Source organism: Pseudomaricurvus hydrocarbonicus (assembly GCF_011602365.1).
Taxonomy (GTDB): Bacteria; Pseudomonadota; Gammaproteobacteria; order Pseudomonadales; family Cellvibrionaceae; genus Pseudomaricurvus; species Pseudomaricurvus hydrocarbonicus.
The window spans coordinates 1-18670 of sequence record NZ_JAAONZ010000035.1; the positions used below are offsets into that span (position 1 = coordinate 1).

Consider the following 18670-nt stretch of genomic DNA (forward strand, 5'->3'; position numbering starts at 1 on the left):
CCATGAGCCTAAACCCTTTGTTTGTTAGTGTTTGGTCGCACATTCATTATACAAACAATAGTGGTTTAGGCTCCCTTCGGAGTGAATAACTGGGACAGCAGTGGCTCTGACCCCTTTAATTTGTACAAATGTGCCAAGTAATGCATAACAATCAAAGGCAGGCTTGCTCTTATGGGGCGGAACCTCCTTTCAGTCGGCCCCAGCTTTGGGCGTTAGCCATGCGAACACCTCACCCATCCAAATAAGGAAGAAAAATGTTTAAGCAAGTCACAGTAATAACCTTAATGATGTTACTTTCAGCCTGTTCTATTACTCAAAATATAGAGCCTGCGGAAATCTCCAAAGGGAGTGAACTATGCATAATAGAAAATCCCGATGTTCGTGAGGGATTCTTAAAGGAATATCAATCTGTTCTATCAAGTAAAGCTATATCATATAGAGTGGTAAGCGAGAATTCGGTTCCAGACTCATGTGAATGGACATCTACTTATGTTGCTCGTTGGACGTGGGATCTATCTTTATATATGTCGTATGCTGAAATTAAGGTGTTCTATAAAGGAAGCTTGGATGGTGAAGCCAAGTATGACTCCACTAGAGGTGGTGCAAATATGAGTAAGTTTATTGACGCCGAACCAAAAATTCGTGAGTTAGTAAATCAACTAATGCAAATTAAATCAGCATCATTATTCTTCCGAAAGTTTGGGTAACAAGGCCCGAATTTGGGGTCAGAGCAAAAACTACATTGGTTTTTAGTTTTTACTCTGACCCCAAATGTTGAGCAGTAGAGGAGCTTTGTTGGCCCGCAAGCGCTACTCAACACCCGCCAGCCTCAGCGTCATTTCCGCCGCCGAAATCGCTTCGCATCCCATCGTATTTTGCCCTGCCCACAGGGGCGAAAAGTCTCCCTTACCCAGTTGTTCTGCTTTCGCCCTTAGGGCGGCCAGTGCCGCTGCCGCATTAGGAAATTCAGGTGCGCTGGAACTGATGGGGCCTTGCTCTTGTATCAAACGATTCACGATACCGCGCGCGGGGCGGCCGGAAAAAACGTTGGTGATCGCGGTATGGGAGGCCTGGTCGGACTGGAGAGCGTGCCTGTGGATGGCGCTGGTTTGTGCCTCTGTACACAGTAGGTAAGCAGTGCCGACCTGGGCGGCCATGGCGCCCAGTTGCGTGGCTGCTATTACGCCTGCTGCGGAGGCGATACCGCCCGCGGCAATCACGGGGAGTTTGACCCTGGAGACGATCTGGGGGATCAGTGCAAAGGTACCCATCTGCAGGCCAAGGTCGTCAGACAGAAAGTGCCCGCGGTGGCCACCGGCCTCCAGCCCCTGGGCGATGATGGCGTCAGCCCCTCGCTGCTCCAGCCACAGGGCTTCAGCCACGGTGGTGGCACTGGCCAGTACCTTCACGCCTTTGGACTTGATGTAGGCCAGCAAGTGGGGGGCCGGTAAGCCGAAATGAAAGCTGATCACGGCAGGCTTCAAGTCAGCCACCAGTTCGGCGGCCTGTTCATCGAAGGGGCGACGGCTGGCACCGCCGGCTTTTTCGTTTACCTCCAGCCCCAGTTCCTGATAATACGGCAGCAGGCTCTGTCGCCAGGCGGTTTCTTTTTCCGGGTCCGCCGCTGGCGGGGTGTGGCAGAAGAAGTTCAGATTAAAGGGCCGGTCCGTCTCGGCCCGGATGTTGGCGATTTCTTCCCGGATTTTGTCGCCTGTGAGCATGGCACAGGGGAGCGAACCCAGCCCGCCCGCTTTGGAAACCGCAATGGTGAGCGCGCTGTCCTGCACGCCGGCCATGGGTGCCTGAATCACTGGGTAGTCCACGTCTAGAATGTCCCGGAGGGTTGTCATGGTCAGTTCTGCTCTCTTGTTGGCTGGTTATCGCTTTCACAGCTCGGTAACGGTTTCCCTGTTTACGCCCAGTTGTCGGTCGACACTTCGTCGATGACCACATGGGGGGTGGCGGGGTTCTTGTTCAGTACATCGACCAGTGGTGGCGTTGTTGCCGGTATCAAGTGAATTCGGGGTCGGAGTAACTATTATGATGTCAGACAAAACAAGAAAGACAGAAGCTTTAAAAATGCTCTTAATCAATTCTGCAGACTAACTTCTTAATAAGAATAGATCTCCCCAGAGTGATCAGTATTAAGTTACTGCGAGCCTAAAGACAAACGCAAATCCCATATTTCAGACACGGAAGTCCAGCGCTATAACTGTTGAGAGTGTCTGTCTTCTTCTGAACGTCTTCTGAGCGTTCCAAATCATAATCTCAGCTTCTAATCAAAGTTTTACTCTGCGTGTTCATTGCTCGTTGTGTATTCGTTGCCGGACGAAGTTCTTTCTCGTGCTGGATTTTATTTTCAGTTTCGTTGAATAGAATTATTACGAGTAGGTACGTTAAGACTTTTTTGTTCCATAAAGCCGTCCGATCGCGATTCACACGCAGTGATCCAATCGCTCAAACCTTACGTATACTGGAAAACGAGCGGATTTTACGGCATAGTTGCGTATGAGCTTAGGCATACGTATTCATTCACAGTCTATCCGCTCAGGGAGAATACCCCATGATACTAACAACGAATGGATGGGTACGTCCTCCATTACTGACTTGTCTGCTTTTCACTTCAATACCTGCATTTGCTGCCACTGAGGCAGAGCTTCAGCAGCGCATTCAACAGCTGCAAGCCGAATTACAAGCGGCCAACACCGAACTGAAAGCCGTTCAGACGGAAAATAAATCACTGACGGAATCCAATGCCGTGCTCAGCAAGGCTGACGCGCCCATTCAGATAGGCAATCTGAAAGTGGGGGGTGCCATTCGTGCGAATTTCACGGTGGGCGACTATCCGGCATCCAGCGGCGGTGGTGCCAGTCGTGCCTGGGAAGATGATGGCAATTTCAATCTGGATACCTTCCGCGTGAATCTGGATTACAGCAAAGGCCCATACTCCGCCAAACTCGAGTATCGCTGGTACAACGGTTATAACTTCCTGCATACCGGATGGTTGGGTTACACCTTTGAGGATGACAGCCAGCTGCAGGTGGGTGTCAACCGTGTGCCTTTTGGTCCCGGTGCTTACGGCGTGTCTCAAAGCTGGTTATTTGATCAGCACTACTATGTTGGCCTGTCAGACGATATGGATTTAGGCGTCAAATACAGCATGACATCGGGTCACTGGACCTGGGATATGGCCTACTACTTCAGTGATGAAGGCCAGTACACCGGTGCCAGTCGTGACAGTGCCCGTTATTCCTACGATGTGGTGAATGAATCCGGTAATGGCTACGAGGAGCGTAACCAGTTTAACCTGCGTGGCATCTACTCACTGGCCGGCGCTGAAGGTGGCGTATCCACCGATCTGGGGTTCTCCGTTCAGGTGGGTGAGTTGGAAAGCCAAGGGTCCCAATCCGATGGTGATCACTACGCGGCTTCAGTGCACATGATCAATAAATGGGGCAACTTGAAACTGGCCTCTCAGCTGACCCGCTATGAGTATGATGTCGATGACGACCAGCCGTTAGGTACTGACACACTGGTGCAGTACGGTGCGTACGATTTCCCCAGCACGGCGGCTGCCGAAGCTTGGGTACCGGCGGTTTCACTCAGCTATACCTACACCTCCGACAATATTGACTGGTTGGATTACATCATCCCTTACATAGAGTACAGCTCGATCGTGAAGGATGAGAGCGACTTCAATGACAGTGAGTTGTTCATTCTCGGTTTGGCTCTGGCTCGTAACGGCTGGTACATCTACAACGATCTGGCCTTTTCCAACGGTAACGAGTTCGTGGGTGGTGATTCCGCTTTCGGTGATCGTCTGGGGGCGAACGCCGATGACGAGTGGATCACTCGCTACAACATCAATTTCGGTTATTACTTCTGACTCTGAATTTCTCTGTTGCCGGGCTTTTCCTGAGCTCGGTGGTGGCAGTAATTTCTACATCTGTCAGTCTGCCAAGCGTGGTCTGAAATACGGTCTGAAACACGGTCTGAAAACGACCTGAAAAACAGTCTGCAAAAAAAGCGTTAATGATATTCTTACAAGGAGAACACCGTGGACCACAAGCCCGATAACTCCGCTGACACCGAATCACTGGGTGTCCCTGCGCCCGAGGGTGCAGCCAATTTAATCGATACCGATTACCAGGTCGGACAGGATAACTACCGAGCCAAGCATATGGGTATCACCATTGATATTCATGGTGCGGTGTTTATCGTTTCGTCCATCGTGGTGATCGCCTTTGTGTTTCTGTCTCTGGCGTTGCCGGAGCAGTCAACCAGCCTTTTTGAGGCCGGCAAAAATTGGATCAATACCCACTTGTCGTGGTTTTTCATGTTCTCTGCCAACATCTTCGTGGTTGTTTGCCTGGGCTTGATTTTCTCGCCTCTGGGGCGGATACGCATTGGCGGGGCCGAAGCGAAGCCGGACTATTCCCGATTGTCCTGGTTTGCCATGTTGTTTGCTGCCGGTATGGGCATTGGTCTGGTGTTTTACGGGGTTTCTGAGCCACTGACTCACTATGGTACTTCCTTTGGCGGAGTCTCGGTGGGTGACAATGGCGTGAGAACAGACTGGGCGCCACTGGCTGGCGCAGAAGGTGACCCGCAGGCCGCGTTGAACCTCGGTATGGCCGCCACCATCTATCACTGGGGACTGCACCCGTGGGCCATCTATGCCATCGTGGCCTTGTCGCTGTCGATTTTCTCGTTTAACAAGGGATTGCCTCTGACCATCCGCTCCATCTTTTACCCCATTCTGGGCGAGCGAGTCTGGGGCTGGCCTGGGCATGTGATCGATATTCTGGCGGTGTTTGCCACGCTCTTTGGTCTTGCCACGTCCCTGGGTATCGGCGCGCAACAAGCGGCGGCCGGTCTGGATCACCTGTTTGGTCTGGGGGCTGGAGATCTTACTCTGGTTCTGTTGATCACCGGGATCAGTGCAATCGCGATTGTATCCATCGTCGCGGGTGTGGATAAAGGGGTTAAGCGTCTGTCCGAAATCAATATGGTGCTGGCGTTTGCGCTGTTGATGTTTGTGGTAGTTGTGGGACCCACCTTGCTGATCCTGACGAGCTTCTTCACTAACCTGACAAGCTATCTTGCCGAGCTGCCTGCTCTGGCCAATCCGTTTGGTCGTGAAGACGCCAACTTCAGTCAGGGCTGGACCACCTTCTATTGGGCCTGGTGGATCAGCTGGTCACCATTTGTCGGTATGTTTATCGCCCGCGTCAGTCGCGGTCGCAGTGTGCGTGAATTTCTGGTGTCTGTGCTGCTGATTCCTTCCTTGGTCTCGGTGTTTTGGATGACGGCTTTCGGCACCACCGCCATTCACCAGTTGCAGCAAGGCTTTGAGGGCGCGGCCACTGCCGAGTTACCCCTGAAGCTGTTTATGATGCTGGAGCACCTGCCGCTGTCCGAAATTACCTCGTTCATCGGCATCATTTTGGTGATTGTTTTCTTTGTCACCTCATCGGATTCCGGTTCACTGGTCATCGATACCATCACCGCCGGTGGCAAGCTTGACGCACCCAAACCCCAGCGTATTTTCTGGGGGGCGACGGAAGGTGCCATTGCCGTTGCGCTGTTGTTGGGGGGTGGTCTGGGCGCACTGCAAGCCGCGGCGATCTCTGCCGGCTTGCCGTTTACCCTGGTGCTGCTGGTGGGGTGTTATTCCATCATCCGTGGCCTGATGAGTGAACCTCGCCCAGCCGCGAAGAGCTAGGCTTTAACTAAAACTAAAAACAAAACCTTCAATCCCACAGCTGCCCAATCGGCGTTGTGGGATCATAATGTCTGGCCACTTGCGCGGAAAACAACTCCGCCGTGGCCATGGCATCCACTTTGGCGTGGTGTGAGGAATACACCGGTAAGCCATATCGCTGACGACTGTCATTCAAACGAATCGAAACAGGTTGCCCTCCGAACAGCTGTTTGAGACTCTGCTTCCAGCCGCGGCGTTCCCAGCGTGCTTCGATGGCCATGGTATCAATCAACGGAAACAGACAGCGTTCCCGCCACAGCTGACGACAGGCCAGATCCAGAAACGGTCTCTCTATCTCTCGGTAATGAACCACCACCATCCGACCGCGAAGTTGCTCTACCAACTCGTTCAGCACTTTCTCCAGCGGAGGCGCTGCGTCCACCTGTGAATGGGTAATCCGATGAAAAGCGATCGACTCTTCTGTGAGCGTTCGTGTCGGTTTGACCACCTGATAGTAACCCTCGGCCGGGAATATTCCCTGCAGGGTAAAAGGGACGATACCGATGCTGACAATTTCATTGCGGCGCGGATCCAGCCCGGTGGTCTCAAAATCCAGTGCTACAAACGAGACACGTGACAGCGGCGTGTCCGCTGCAAGCAAAGGGGTTTGATAAAAACGCTGCAACACGGGGTGAGTGCAGACGCTGGCCTGCTTTTCGTGATAGCGCTGCCACTCATCAATGACGCTTTGTTGTGGTCTTGATACAAACATTTATTGTGCCGAACCTGGGTAACGAAAGCGCAAAAAGTTCTGAGCATTGTTTAACACCTGAAACGCTTCCTTCAGATTGTGTCGTTCGGTGTTATCAATATTCTCAGGCTCGATGGCGTTGTCCACGGGTTCATCATTCTGCAATTCAAAAGCCTGATGGCGCATGCGAACCTGGGAAATAAATTCCAGCGCATAACGTAATTTGTCGACTTGACCCGCCGGTAAGATATTGGCTTTATCGATGTCCTGCAGGCGTTCAATACTGTTTTGCGCGTTCGACCCCGCCGCCAGGGCATGTACGCGAATAACATCCGTCATGGGGGCCACGCCGCGGCTTTTGATATTGATGATCTTATGCTGGCGACCATCGGTCTCCATCACAAAGGTTCGGAAAAACCCCAGTGGCGGCTTGCGACTCAGGCAGTTGCGGGCCATGGCGGCCAGAAACTTGGGGTTTTGGGGCGCTCGTTTGACGATGAGATCCTGCAGGGTTTCCACAAACCGCTCTTCACCGTGCACCGCATCCAGGTCGAAAAAAATACAACTGTGTAACAGTCGCTTAGGATCCGGGTCTGCGATCCAGGCTTCAAAATACTGCTTCCACTTCGACAGAGGCTGTCGCCACTCATCATTGGTGGCCATGATGCCGCCTTTGCAATACGCGTAGCCACAGGCATCGAGGCCGTCGCTGACGTTTTGTGCGAGGGCTTTGAAGTACTCATCGTGTTGTGCCGGATCAAAACTGTCATGCAAAACGATGGCATTATCCTGATCGGTAATGACAGACTGCGCCTGGCGGGCCAAAGAGCCGTGAACCATAAAGCAGTAGGGCACAGGCGGTGGCCCCAACTCATCCTCGGCCAGCTCAATGAGCCGTCGCATCAGGCTGCGACCAATGCTGGACATGGCATCGCCGATCATCTGCGACGTGGAGCCGGCTTCCACAAGACGGATAAACGCCGCTCGAATTTCTGGCACCAGACGGGACAAGTCCCGTACCGAGCTGCGACTGAAAATATTGCTGACCAGATAGAGGCTGCTGTTGGTTTCATAGCGCACAATATCCGACAGGTGTATAACTCCCACCGGGCGGCGTCGATACAAGACAGGCAGGCGCTGGATGTGATTGCGCAACATGAGCAACATGGCTTCGTTAACCGACTCGTCAAACTGAATGGTAATCAGCGGTTTATTGTCGAGATCGCTTACAGGCATATCCGGTTTAATGCCGGCAGCCACCACCTGAACCCGCAGGTCTTCATCCGTCACCATTCCCGCCAGTCGCCACAACCGCCCTTCGTCATCCCGGAAGACGCCATCGCTGTCTTCATCATCGGCCGGTTCGATCAGCAAAACCGAAGACACGGCGTTGTCGGTCATCATGCAAGCGGCTTCCTGTACCGACACCGTGGTTTCCACCATCACCGGCAAACGATTGATCAGCTTGCGCACTCTGGTGGCCATCAGGTCATTTTCTTTCAGATTCTGATCCACGGTACTTTTCAATCGCGAACCAGACAGCTCGACAAAATCGGCAAAGTTGTCGTCGTCACACAGGCGTTCAAAAAAGGTATCGGGGATGCGGTAAAGCAGTGTGTCTTCGATGGCCTTTACCGGAAAGCGAACCCGCCGCTGACGCAGCAGTCCAAACTGTCCAAAGATGTCGCCTTCTTCCAGGCGATTATAAAGATCGCCATTGGAGTGGTAGACCTCCACCGCACCTTTGCGGATATAGGGTAGCGCGTGTATTGGCTGACCCTGTTCCAGAATCATGGTGCCGGCCTTGAAATAGGCGATCTCGACCGCGGTGGCGACTTCGTCCAGCAGCTCTGATGGCAGGCTGTCAAACGGTGGGAATTGATTCAAATGGTCGCGAATCTCCCGAACTTCTGCTTCCATAGTGCCCCTGACTCTGTAGCCATAAAAAATGAAACCCATGGCGGCTAAAACCACCATGGTTGACGTTACCTACAGCTTAGGGCCCCGCCTTCGCCTTGGCAATCGTATTGGCGCATCACTCTTTGCATCACTCTGTAAAGTATCGAGGTCATTTTGCGTTTGGCTGTGCCACTGTTGCACCAGTGGATGAATGTCCACATCGGTTGGGGCTAATCGATTTATGCAGGCTCCTGCGTTAGCGGGGTGGGCCAATCGTATTCCACCGGGAGGGGGAATAAACTCATCATCGCCGGGGATCATAGCAAATGCCTGGTTGCGCCAGTCCTGCTTGGCTTGCTCAATACGTTCCGGGGGAGGTGGAGACAAAATTCCAGAATACCCTTCGCCGAGCGCGGCGTCTGCCGGGAAACTCACACTCAACAATCACGACAGTTAAACGAAGGTGAAGCGGTTGCCTTCGTTGTGGGGTTGAACACGGATGCTGGCCCCCAGCACCTCACTGTCTAACATTCTCTGCAGCGTGGCCGTGTCGTTGAGCGCCGTCAGGGCATAAAACCGTTTACCGTTGCAGGTCAGGCGACCAACGATGACCGCTTGGGTGGGTTCACCGCGGCGGTAGTTGATGGTGTAGGTTTCCAGCGATGCTTCTCCGGCAGGGGCCGATTCTATTTCCGGCCTGGGTTCGTGATCGACCCGTGCCTGAAGCGCCTTGCTGTCACAGGCCTGCCAGGGGGCGGTGGGCGCGGCGGTGGAATAGACGCCCGCCGAATGCTTCGACATCCAGCCGCCATTGCCATAGGCCAGGCCGAAGCTGCCCGGGTCTTTGCGCAACGCCTGCATCAGTGAGGCGATGCCGTGCATGGTGTAGTTGTTGCCGGGGCCACCAAAAAACGCCAGGCCACCGGTTTGTGTCAGCGGTCGCGGATCGTCGGCCGCAATACCCAAGATCGCGCGGGCTTCAGTGACTACAATCGGAAAGCAGCTGTAGATATCCAGATGCTGGAGGTCGTCACTGGCTTTGTTGGCTGCCGCCAGCGCCCCCAGCAGCGCCTGCTCCATGGCTTTCGAATGTCCCAGGCGTGGGCGTTCCAGCAGAGTCCTTTCGCAAGTGTCGGCGTAGCCGTGCAGGAAAACCCATTGCTGTGGATCGATGCCCAGTTCTTTGGCCTTGCCGACGGTGGTCAGCAGCAACGCGGCGGCCTGATTGACACCGTCTTTGGCCACCAGGTGCTTGGGGTAGGGGGAGGCCACCATGGGGTTGTCATCGCTCGCGGTGATCAGCGTCTCCGCATCATAGGCTTTGGGGTACATGGAGTAGGGGTTGTTGGCGGCCACTTGGGAAAGTGCGGCAAAGCAGTCGCCCATGGCCCGAGAGTATTGCGGCAGGGATTGGCCCAGATCGGCCCGGCGGGCGTGCTCCATCAGACCGTAATACTGTACCGGTTGAAACAGCTGGTGTTGGAGCTCCTCATTACTGATCAGCGGTGTGTCGTCGCTCATGCCGCGATCTTCCAGTTGGCCTTCAACGGTTTCGGACCAGTCGAGGTTCACCGGTTGTTTGCTGGCCACCTTGATGGTGGCCATGGCCTCGCCACCGGCCAGCAGTACCATCTCGCAGTCTCCCCGATGCAGGCGCTCGGCGAATTCGCCCACCAGTTTCTGGGGCGACTGGCCACCGAGGATTTCGTACACCGCATGTCGCGGCTGGGCGCCGATACGACGACCGACAGAGCGGGGGAAGTTGTTGGAACCGCCAAACGGACAGGCCCACAAAGGGGTTGAGTCGGCAAAGGTGCGCACACCGACAATGGTATCAATGTGTGCGGCCAGTTGTGCGTCGCGGGCATCGCTGAGGGCGGCCCGTGCGGCCTGACCGGCCAGGTCGGCGTGGGACGAGGCTTGTTCCAGATGCTCCGGCACGGGTTCTGTCACCTGGCCGGCACCCACCAGAATCGGCGTGTTCTCTGAAGGTTGTGTCATCAAGGTTTCCGTTGTTTCCATGTGGTGGACTACAGGCCCAGTTGGCGGCTGGTCAGGTCGCGCATGATTTCTTCGGAGCCGCCGCCGATGGCCATCACCCGCACCTCTCTATACAGGCGTTCGGTTTTGCTGCCGCGAATGTAACCAATGCCGCCGAGAATCTGCATGGCTTCCCGAGCACAGAATTCCATGGTCTCGGTGGCTTGTACCTTGGCCATGGAAATGTCTTCGACCTTGAGGGCGTTGTGCTGCATTTGCCAGGCACACATATCCATATAGGCCTGGGTGGCGTTGATGCGCTTCAGCATTTCGGCAAACTTGTGGCGAATCACCTGGTGTTTCGACAGGGGCTTGCCAAACGTCTGCCGCTCCGTCGCCCACTCGGCCGCTTCCACCATACAGATTTTGGCCGCGGCCAGGGACAGGGCAATGATGCCCAGCCGCTCCTTATTAAAGTTGTGTACGATCGGCAGGAAACCCTCGTTTTCGTTGCCAATCAGCTGATCAGCCGGGACGCGAACGTTATCGAAAAAAATCGTCGCCGTGTCCGAGCACCACCAGCCCTGTTTTTTGTCCAGCGGGGTGCGCGATACCCCCTCGGCATTCATCGGGATCAACAGCAGCGAAATGCCGCCCATGCCGTCCCCGCCGGTACGCACCGCCGTTGTCAGCCAATCGGCACGCATGCCACCGGAAATAAAGGTCTTGCTGCCATTGACGATATAGTCATCGCCTTGCCGTTTGGCGCTGGTTTTCAGGTTGGCGACATCGGAGCCGGCACCGGGTTCGCTAATGCCCAGGGAAATGCGTTGCTCGCCGGCGAGTACCGCGGTGGCAACCGTTTGTTTCATCGACTCGCTGCCATAGTTGATCACCGGTGGCAGGCCGATGCCGTGAATCATCAGCGATGAGGAGATACCGGTGGCACCGCATTGCGCCAGCTCTTCGGAGGTGACGATGGTGTGGAAAATATCGATGCCTTCGGAAATACCGCCATAGGCTTCGGGGTGGCCCAGCTGCAGCAACCCAAGCTCGGCGGCCTTGGGCCACAGCGACAAGGGCACACGGCCAGCTTCTTCCCAGTCGTCGATATAGGGACTGATCTCCCGCGCGACAAACTTGCGCAGTTGTTGCCGCCATTGCTGGTGAGAATCGGTGTAAAAGGGGCTTTGCAATTGCAGATCATCAAAGTGAATCGTCATAGGCATTCCACGGCACCGGGTTAGGGTTATTTCTGGCGTTTGGGCAGGGTGCCCATCAATTTGCAAATGATGCCCAGCATCACTTCGTCGGCACCGCCGCCAATGGACACCAGACGGGTGTCGCGGTAGGCCCGAGCAATCGGGTTGTCCCACATAAACCCCATCCCGCCCCAGTATTGCAAACACGCATCGGAAACTTCCCGCGACAGGCGGCCGGCTTTGAGTTTGGCCATGGAGGCCTTAAGCGTGACGTCATTGCCGTGGATGTAGCCTTCGACGGCGTCATAGGTCAGCGCTCGCAGGGCTTCGATTTCGGTCTGCAATTCGGCCAGTCGAAAATGAATGACTTGATTGTCCAGCAGTGCTTGACCAAACGCCTGGCGTTCACGGGTGTAGTCGATGGTTTGCTGAATGCAGTTTTCCAGGCCCTTGAGGCAATTGGCGGCGGCAAAAATTCGTTCTTCCTGAAATTGCAGCATTTGGTAAGTAAAGCCAGCACCTTCGTCACCAAGGCGATAACGCTGGGGGACGCGCACATCGTCAAAAAAAATCTGGGCGGTATCGGACGAGCGCATCCCCAACTTGTTCAGTCGCTCGGAAAAACTGATGCCGGGCAAGTGGGTGGGAACGATAATCAAGGACTTGTTCAGGTGTGGCTTGTCATCGCTGGTGTTGGCCAGCAGGCAAAGGAAGTCGGCCTGGGTGGAGTTGGTGATCCACATTTTGCTGCCGTTGATCACATAGTCATCGCCATCCTTGCGGGCCGTGGTTTTGATGGCCGCCACATCGGAGCCGGCCTGCGGCTCACTGACGGCGACGGAGGCCACCATGTCGCCGGTAATGGCGGGCGCCAGGAATTCACGGCGCAGTTCGTCACTGCCAAAATTGGCCAGGGCCGGGGTAGCCATATCCGTCTGCACCCCGATGCCCATGGGCACCCCGCCGCAGTGGATGGCGCCCAACTCCTCGGCAAACACCGCCTGATAACTGTAATCCAGACCCATGCCACCGTAGGCTTCGGGTTTGTGTATGCCCAGCAGCCCCAGCGCGCCCATTTTCTTAAACAGGGCCTTGGCCGGAAAAATGCCTGACGCTTCCCACTCATCGACGTAGGGATTGACCTCGTTGTCGATAAAACGACGCACCAAACGGCGTATCTCTTCGTGTTGTTCTGTGAACAGCATGGGAGTAGCTCCACTTATTATTATGTATGACTCAGTTAATCAATGAGCCTCCGGCTTGTCAACGCGCCAAATCGCCCAAAATGATTGACCGTATAGACCAGTGCCGATGATCGTTGTGGCCGCAACGGAAGGACAGAAAAGGAATGTGAAGGACAGGCGCTTCTAATTGGCTGGCGTTTCCAAAAGCTGCGTAAATCGAATAACTAAAATCGATAGGTATCACGGTGAGGGTGAGCGTGTGCAGTCGTAGTCGATTGTCGAAATGGTGGTTGCACTACCTTTTCAACGTGCTGATTGTTGATCTGCCAAAGCGCAACGCGAATGGTTAGGCATTTGAGAATCGGCGGTGGCTGTTCAAGGCGTGATACCCTGTTGGCAGAGGACGGCACTTTATTCAGGGCAAAAAAAACCACCGTAACGGTGGCTTTTTTAGGATTTGTCTGGTGGGCCGGGGTCAACTGAAGATGTGTTCTAACTCATTGATATTATTGGATTTAATTTAATATAAATTCACTTGTACCAACAATTGTCCCAACAGAGGAAAAGTAAGATCAGCCAAATACTCATTTACATAGCACCAAGCGAGAAATCACCGATAGCATATGGGGTTAGCGCCTGCTTCTTTTCAAATTTCAGTCAAGGCTATTGCTAGTATTGTCGAGATAGCCTTTTCAGCATTCCTGGAAAGGGGTCCCAGTCAGGTTAAGGGGGGGGGTGTGGAAGTATGACATGGGACTCAAGTATCAATAGGGTGCTTCCCACTATAGGAAAATATTTTTTGGCGTTTTTTTGGAATATCGCCAAATAGCTTACCTTCTTTGTACATGATGGTAGTGGACTTTTACTAAAGTATGCTTGTTTAAAAATCAGACAATGGTGGCCTACTGAATTTACTCTAAAGCCAATTCTTAACGGATATGTAAAACTATCTAATTGCTTTTGTTTTCAATTGTTAGATCTTGACCCTAAGCGGCCCGTCAGTACGACTCTAACCAATCAAATGCTGGGTGCCTTTGGGGATGACACAATCTGCCCATGACTGTTTTTATGTACAGTCTTGTATCGATTTCATTACTAGTAAACAATAGAAAGATGAATGGCGTGCCAATGTGTGCTGGCAGGGATGATAGTCGTACTCAAGTATGAATCGAAGGATACGAAAACCGCTCTTAACTCCTTTCTGATAGTTATATGTCGTTGTGACGTAATTTTTTTCGCCGATTTCACTTAAGTTATTAAGTTTTCAGGGATACCGGATTTATATTCGGTGGCCGATATTGGATATATGTCTTTAAGACGTTTTTTATTATGTCATTAGGACGTTGAATAAAATGTTAGCCAAAGTGAGATCGGTCAGGAGTAGAAATGAGCATATTAGAAAAGAAAACAGAATTTAAAGTGGTTAATGAAGGGATTACTGTGGATCAAATAGTTCAAAGTTCTCCACAGGAAATCGCAGTTTCCTTAGTTGAGGCTGGGGCTATTATCTTGCCTTCACATGGAACACAGGATGCATTTTTTGGCGGGACGCTCGACACACTGGACTTTTTGAATGAAAACAAAGTTCCGACGGAGATATATTCCACTGACGAAGACTATAAAGAGCTCGCTCTGCATGGGGCCGACATATGGCTAGGAACCATTCTTGTAAAGTATATATTCATTCCGGTTTTTTGTGGCGTCATTTCTAGCTATATCTACGATAAGCTCAAAGCGCAAAAGGATGACAACATATCGTTGAAGTTTATTGTTGAAAATAAAGACGGAAAAACTACAACAGTGAGTTTTGACGGAAAAGTTGAAAGCTTACCTGCCGCGATAGACGAGGTTAGGAAGATAAGTAATGAAGATTGAATTGACGCGCATAGAGCACATCAATACCGTAGAAATTAGGAATTATCGTGAAAAGCTCCTCGAATGGAAGCAAAAGGCTCAGGAAATATATGACGAGCAGCGTGCCAATGATATTTGGTTGGCTTCTGAGTCTTTAGAAGTAAACGTTTTGTTCATAAAAGCATTCGACAATCTTAAAAATGGAAATTTTAGAGAGGCTTGGGGGTTTCTCGAAGGGTGCGAAATAAAATGTGTATTTATAGAAAAAAACTCTGATAAACGGCATTTAACTGAAAGCAGGGTTTTGTATATACAAGAAAGTGTTAAGAAATTCCAGTCACTTTATCCATACTGTGTTTTTGTTAGCCCGGGATTTAAGGTCGGCTATTACACCTGCAGTATATGTGGTCAAAAAGTAAGGCCTAGATCAAGATGCGGACATAAAAAGGGATCACTCTACAACGGTGAGTTGTGTCTTCATGAGGGTCATGAGCTTGATTTGATGGAAGTATCTATCGTCAGCAGGCCTGTTCAGAAGTATTCAGTAATGCATGATGACAGCACATTGGATTTCTCCGTTCTGGAGCATTTAATGAGTTTTCTTGAGCATGCATTTGAAGAGTGGGAGTATGAAAAGAAAACGATGTCTTTTCCAAGAGAGAAATTCGAAAGCGTCCTTGAGAGTGATAAATGCCCATGTCGGAGCGGCCTGATTTTCAAAGAATGCTGCTCCGGAAAAGAAGAAGTTTCCATGCCTCACATAGATTTCATTTTCTCTAAAGATATTCCCCCTGAAAAGCAAGAGATAAAATTTCCTTACGGAAGTCCAAAAGATGGCTAACAAGTTTGCGCACAATCGCGCAATATATTGCGCTGGACTGCCACTGCTTCGCAGCGTCAGCCTGTGGCAAAGGCGTTACGTTCTTCTCGGTATTTGTGAATCGTATATAAATTAATCAGGCCGTAGATTTTGGCATCTTTGTTGGTGTCAGGCAGGAAGTTCGGTAAACTGCCTAAACATTGTGAAAACGTGGTGCCACTGGAAGGTGCTGGATCCATCAAAATCCCTTCCGTTTGCTCTTTTGAGAGCCCGCACAACTTTTCATCCAATTTATAATTTCAGCCCCGCACACTGGGTGCAGTGGCAAGCAAAGGGCGTACCCCGTAGCGATGAAGGTGCTAAACGTAACAAGCAAAAGCACGCGGAAAATCCAACGCTACGCGCCGGCTTTCCGGTGTTTTGGGCGTTATATGCCTATGAGAATTGCAGTAATAATTTTACTTCTTGCTATTGGCCCGAGAGCCTTTGCATTAAAGTGTGCTCCATATACCCCACCAAAAGGTGAAGTGATTACGCTCACAAATACTGAAGGGGTTTTTGCGTTTAGCCTTCCTTCACACATGGAAGGCTTTGAGCTTCAAAGGTTTAGTCTTTGGGTCTATTCAAATAACCCAAAGCAAAGGGGTATTATTGCAGCCCCAATTGCGTTCAAATTCAAAGATGGTAATGCAATCGGAGAGTTTGCAATACTTAGAAAAGATGTTGAGGCTGAGGTAACCGCGGAATACACAACTGATATGTGTGGCCCAAGGTTGGAGCGTAGTGTCAGCATATAACAAGGCGGTCAATGTCGCCTGCGGCTGGACAAAGCACTGCGTGCTTTGCCCATTACCTTGGCGTTAGGCAATCACAGAAATTACCAAGAGAAATTATGAACGTAGTCAGAAGAAAGGGAGTAGAGAAAATTTCAGCACTACTTGATCTGGAGCTGAACTATTCCCATGCTAAACACAATTTTGAGCTAGGACTACCTCTCGAAGACAGCCTAAAACACTTCTTCAGACCCTACTTTCCTTCTCGGTATGGTTTTTCTAGCGGGTATATAGTTGATGACACGGATACTGTGTCGAATCAAACGGACTGGCTAATATATGATTCGCATAACTTCTCCCCATTACTAGCAAAAATTCATGGCAGTGAAGGCGCTGAATGGTTTCCTTTTGATTCTGTCTACGGATGCGTAGAAGTAAAAAGAACCTTGACTATATCTGCATTAGAAGAAGCAATTAAGCAAATAGCAAATACTCGCAAGTTAAGAAGAGAGCCAACAAATTTATTGCAGGTGTCGCCATATATAAGAATACCTGAGAAAGTGTTGCACGTTTCCCCCGACGCTACATTTCATGAGGTGTGTAATTCATTATATATAGGTATTTACGCATTTCTTCCTGGCGATTATTCAGACCCAAATGATATCTACAATAAAATAGAAGAAATGGCCGATAACCTAGGTCAAGAAAACATGCCTGACTTTATTGCTGTTCATGGTCATTATTATATAAGGAAGGCTATTCGGGACAAAGCTAGCGGAAAATTAACTATAAATCCGTTCATGGAACAAGCGAACACGTATATCACCGTTGATTGTCACAAGCTTACCGCTGGTGTTTTTTACACAGACCTTATTTACCAGTTTTCCAATACAAACCTGTCTGCACTGAGAATTCAATCGGATCTCGGCGCATTTTTACAATCTGAAGAAGATATTAAGATCTCAGGGGTAAGTGAGTATGCCTAACAAGGCAATGTTGTTCGGCGCTACCGCGCCCGGACTCACTAACGTTCGCCGCAAATTGCGGCGTTACGTTCTTCACTGGTATCTCTGAATCGTTCGTAAATTAATCAGGCAGTAAATTTTGGCATCTTGGTTGGTGCCAGGCAGGAAGTTCGATACACTGCCTAAACATTGTGAAAACGTGGTGCCACTGGAAGGCGCTGGAACCATCAAACCCCTTCCGTTCGCTTTTTTCAGAGCCCGCACAGCTTTTCGTCCAATTTATAATTTCAGCCCCGCACACTGGGTGCAGTGGCAGGCAAAGGATGTACTCCGTAGATATGTTGGTGCTAAACGTAACAAGCAAAACCACGCGGAAAATCCAACGCTACGCGCCGGCTTTCCGGTGTTTTGGGCGTTAAATTTTCAGAGAACCTATGCCACTACATAATTTAACAGAAGTAAATCTGAGGCAATATTGCAAGGAGGCCGTGGAAGCCCTTGAGTTCTGGTTGAGGAGAGTAATCGACATAACATTAGCTCCTGAATTTGGCGTTGATTACATTAACGCGAAATCGGGTCCAGATAATCTGCATATTATTAAAAAATCAGTTAGGGACAGTATTCAAAGTCGAGCATCAACTAATCCAGGCCGATACCCTCGATTAGTTGATGCTATGTTGCTTGATGAAGAGGTTGACATTATTTGTCATCCTGATTTGTACAGGAATTTCTTCAAAGAATATTTTGAAAAGTCATTTCCGCTAGGGAATGATCAACTGCGAAATTGTTTGCGAAAGATTCTGGAGCCGAGAAATAACCTTGCTCATGCCAATCCGATTAGTGTGCGAAAAGCCGAGCAAATAATTTGCTATTCACATGACGTCATTGATTCAATCAAAGATAGGCTTAAGGAAAAGAACTTGGATAGAGAATATAACGCTCCTACCATAATCAAGGTATCTGACTCAAGAGGGTTGGTTTTTCATGACGCACAGATAAGAAGAAATAACACAGGACGTGGGATTATAGATTTAACTAACGAACAATCCGCCTCGTTAAGGTCTGGCGATACAGTAGGAATAGAGGCAGAGATTGACCCTAGCTTTTCTGCTGAAGAGTATAATGTCGACTGGGTTTTTCCAGAAGGCGTAAACGCACAAAAGTATAATTCAAATAGAAGAGTTGTTTTATCCCTAACTGATGATAATGTCAGAGTAGATTTTACAATTTATTGTAAAGTCGTTTCCAAGAAGAATTGGCATAGATGTGGTGATGTGGATGATTGCGTTGGTATCACATATAAAGTTCTGCCACAAATTTAACAAAGCTTTGCAGCGGACAAGCCGCTGAAAGCGGCGTTATACCTCAGAGTTACCCACGAACAGTAGACACCTTCTATAGTTATATTCAGCTATATGGAGGTGTCCCAATGGCACGTAAAAGAAATCAGGCTTATACCGAAGAGTTTCGTAGAGAAGCCGTCAAACGCTCCGAAAAGCCAGGAGTTACCCAGGCGCAGGTCGCCAAGGAATTGGGGG

The 18670-nt window shown here is 50.7% G+C and carries 17 protein-coding genes; 8 read left to right on the forward strand and 9 right to left on the reverse strand.

Annotation, left to right across the window (positions count from 1 at the left end):
* The first annotated feature begins 254 nt into the window (after positions 1-254).
* Positions 255-707 carry an Sbal_3080 family lipoprotein gene (locus tag G8770_RS23370; protein ID WP_167192467.1) on the forward strand — a complete coding sequence of 151 codons (453 nt, stop codon included), beginning with the start codon at positions 255-257 and terminating at the stop codon, positions 705-707.
* 102 nt (positions 708-809) lie between these two features.
* On the opposite strand, the gene G8770_RS23375 is transcribed toward G8770_RS23370, so the two are convergent.
* Together G8770_RS23375 and G8770_RS23380 are read right to left on the reverse strand one after the other, a co-directional pair.
* Positions 810-1850 carry an NAD(P)H-dependent flavin oxidoreductase gene (locus tag G8770_RS23375; protein ID WP_167192468.1) on the reverse strand — a complete coding sequence of 347 codons (1041 nt, stop codon included), beginning with the start codon at positions 1848-1850 and terminating at the stop codon, positions 810-812.
* A gap of 62 nt (positions 1851-1912) precedes the next feature.
* Entirely contained in the window at positions 1913-2014 is a 102-nt protein-coding gene (locus tag G8770_RS23380; RefSeq protein ID WP_243760656.1) for a tautomerase family protein, read from the reverse strand.
* Positions 2015-2563: 549 nt separating this feature from the next.
* Here G8770_RS23380 and G8770_RS23385 point away from each other — a divergent pair.
* Positions 2564-3886: an OmpH family outer membrane protein gene (locus G8770_RS23385; protein WP_208022476.1), complete on the forward strand. Its 1323-nt coding sequence runs from the start codon at positions 2564-2566 to the stop codon at positions 3884-3886.
* Between the two features lie 171 nt (positions 3887-4057).
* Positions 4058-5725: a BCCT family transporter gene (locus G8770_RS23390; protein WP_167192469.1), complete on the forward strand. Its 1668-nt coding sequence runs from the start codon at positions 4058-4060 to the stop codon at positions 5723-5725.
* A gap of 28 nt (positions 5726-5753) precedes the next feature.
* Here G8770_RS23390 and G8770_RS23395 read toward each other — a convergent pair whose 3' ends face one another.
* The 6 genes from G8770_RS23395 to G8770_RS23420 form a co-directional block, all read right to left on the reverse strand.
* Positions 5754-6476 (reverse strand): 3'-5' exonuclease, encoded by a 723-nt coding sequence (locus G8770_RS23395; RefSeq protein WP_167192470.1) that lies wholly within the window; start codon positions 6474-6476, stop codon positions 5754-5756.
* Positions 6477-8375 carry a DUF294 nucleotidyltransferase-like domain-containing protein gene (locus G8770_RS23400; RefSeq protein WP_167192471.1) on the reverse strand — a complete coding sequence of 633 codons (1899 nt, stop codon included), beginning with the start codon at positions 8373-8375 and terminating at the stop codon, positions 6477-6479.
* A 69-nt stretch (positions 8376-8444) separates the two neighbouring features.
* Positions 8445-8741, reverse strand: a complete 297-nt coding sequence (locus tag G8770_RS23405) for a hypothetical protein (RefSeq protein WP_167192472.1) — start codon at positions 8739-8741, stop codon at positions 8445-8447.
* Positions 8742-8807: 66 nt separating this feature from the next.
* Positions 8808-10355, reverse strand: a complete 1548-nt coding sequence (locus G8770_RS23410) for an acetyl-CoA acetyltransferase (RefSeq protein ID WP_167192473.1) — start codon at positions 10353-10355, stop codon at positions 8808-8810.
* A gap of 29 nt (positions 10356-10384) precedes the next feature.
* Positions 10385-11557, reverse strand: a complete 1173-nt coding sequence (locus tag G8770_RS23415) for an acyl-CoA dehydrogenase family protein (protein WP_167192474.1) — start codon at positions 11555-11557, stop codon at positions 10385-10387.
* Positions 11558-11583: 26 nt separating this feature from the next.
* Positions 11584-12741 (reverse strand): acyl-CoA dehydrogenase family protein, encoded by a 1158-nt coding sequence (locus G8770_RS23420; RefSeq protein ID WP_167192475.1) that lies wholly within the window; start codon positions 12739-12741, stop codon positions 11584-11586.
* 1365 nt (positions 12742-14106) lie between these two features.
* Here G8770_RS23420 and G8770_RS23425 point away from each other — a divergent pair.
* Both G8770_RS23425 and G8770_RS23430 read left to right on the forward strand, forming a co-directional pair.
* Complete coding sequence (locus G8770_RS23425; RefSeq protein WP_167192476.1) at positions 14107-14595, forward strand: hypothetical protein; 489 nt, start codon at positions 14107-14109, stop codon at positions 14593-14595.
* The gene (locus tag G8770_RS23430) at positions 14585-15415 is read left to right on the forward strand and encodes an SEC-C domain-containing protein (RefSeq protein WP_167192477.1); all 831 of its coding nucleotides are present in this window, start codon (positions 14585-14587) and stop codon (positions 15413-15415) included. The genes G8770_RS23425 and G8770_RS23430 overlap by 11 nt, the downstream gene beginning before the upstream one ends.
* A gap of 56 nt (positions 15416-15471) precedes the next feature.
* Here G8770_RS23430 and G8770_RS23435 read toward each other — a convergent pair whose 3' ends face one another.
* Positions 15472-15684 (reverse strand): hypothetical protein, encoded by a 213-nt coding sequence (locus G8770_RS23435; RefSeq protein WP_167192478.1) that lies wholly within the window; start codon positions 15682-15684, stop codon positions 15472-15474.
* 147 nt (positions 15685-15831) lie between these two features.
* Between G8770_RS23435 and G8770_RS23440 the strand changes: the two genes are divergently transcribed.
* The 3 genes from G8770_RS23440 (at position 15832) to G8770_RS23450 (ending at position 18454) form a co-directional block, all read left to right on the forward strand.
* Positions 15832-16191, forward strand: coding sequence for a hypothetical protein (locus tag G8770_RS23440; protein ID WP_167192479.1), 360 nt, complete (start codon positions 15832-15834; stop codon positions 16189-16191).
* A 95-nt stretch (positions 16192-16286) separates the two neighbouring features.
* Positions 16287-17153 (forward strand): DUF6602 domain-containing protein, encoded by an 867-nt coding sequence (locus G8770_RS23445; protein ID WP_167192480.1) that lies wholly within the window; start codon positions 16287-16289, stop codon positions 17151-17153.
* 467 nt (positions 17154-17620) lie between these two features.
* Entirely contained in the window at positions 17621-18454 is an 834-nt protein-coding gene (locus G8770_RS23450; RefSeq protein WP_167192481.1) for a hypothetical protein, read from the forward strand.
* Positions 18455-18670 lie beyond the last annotated feature (216 nt).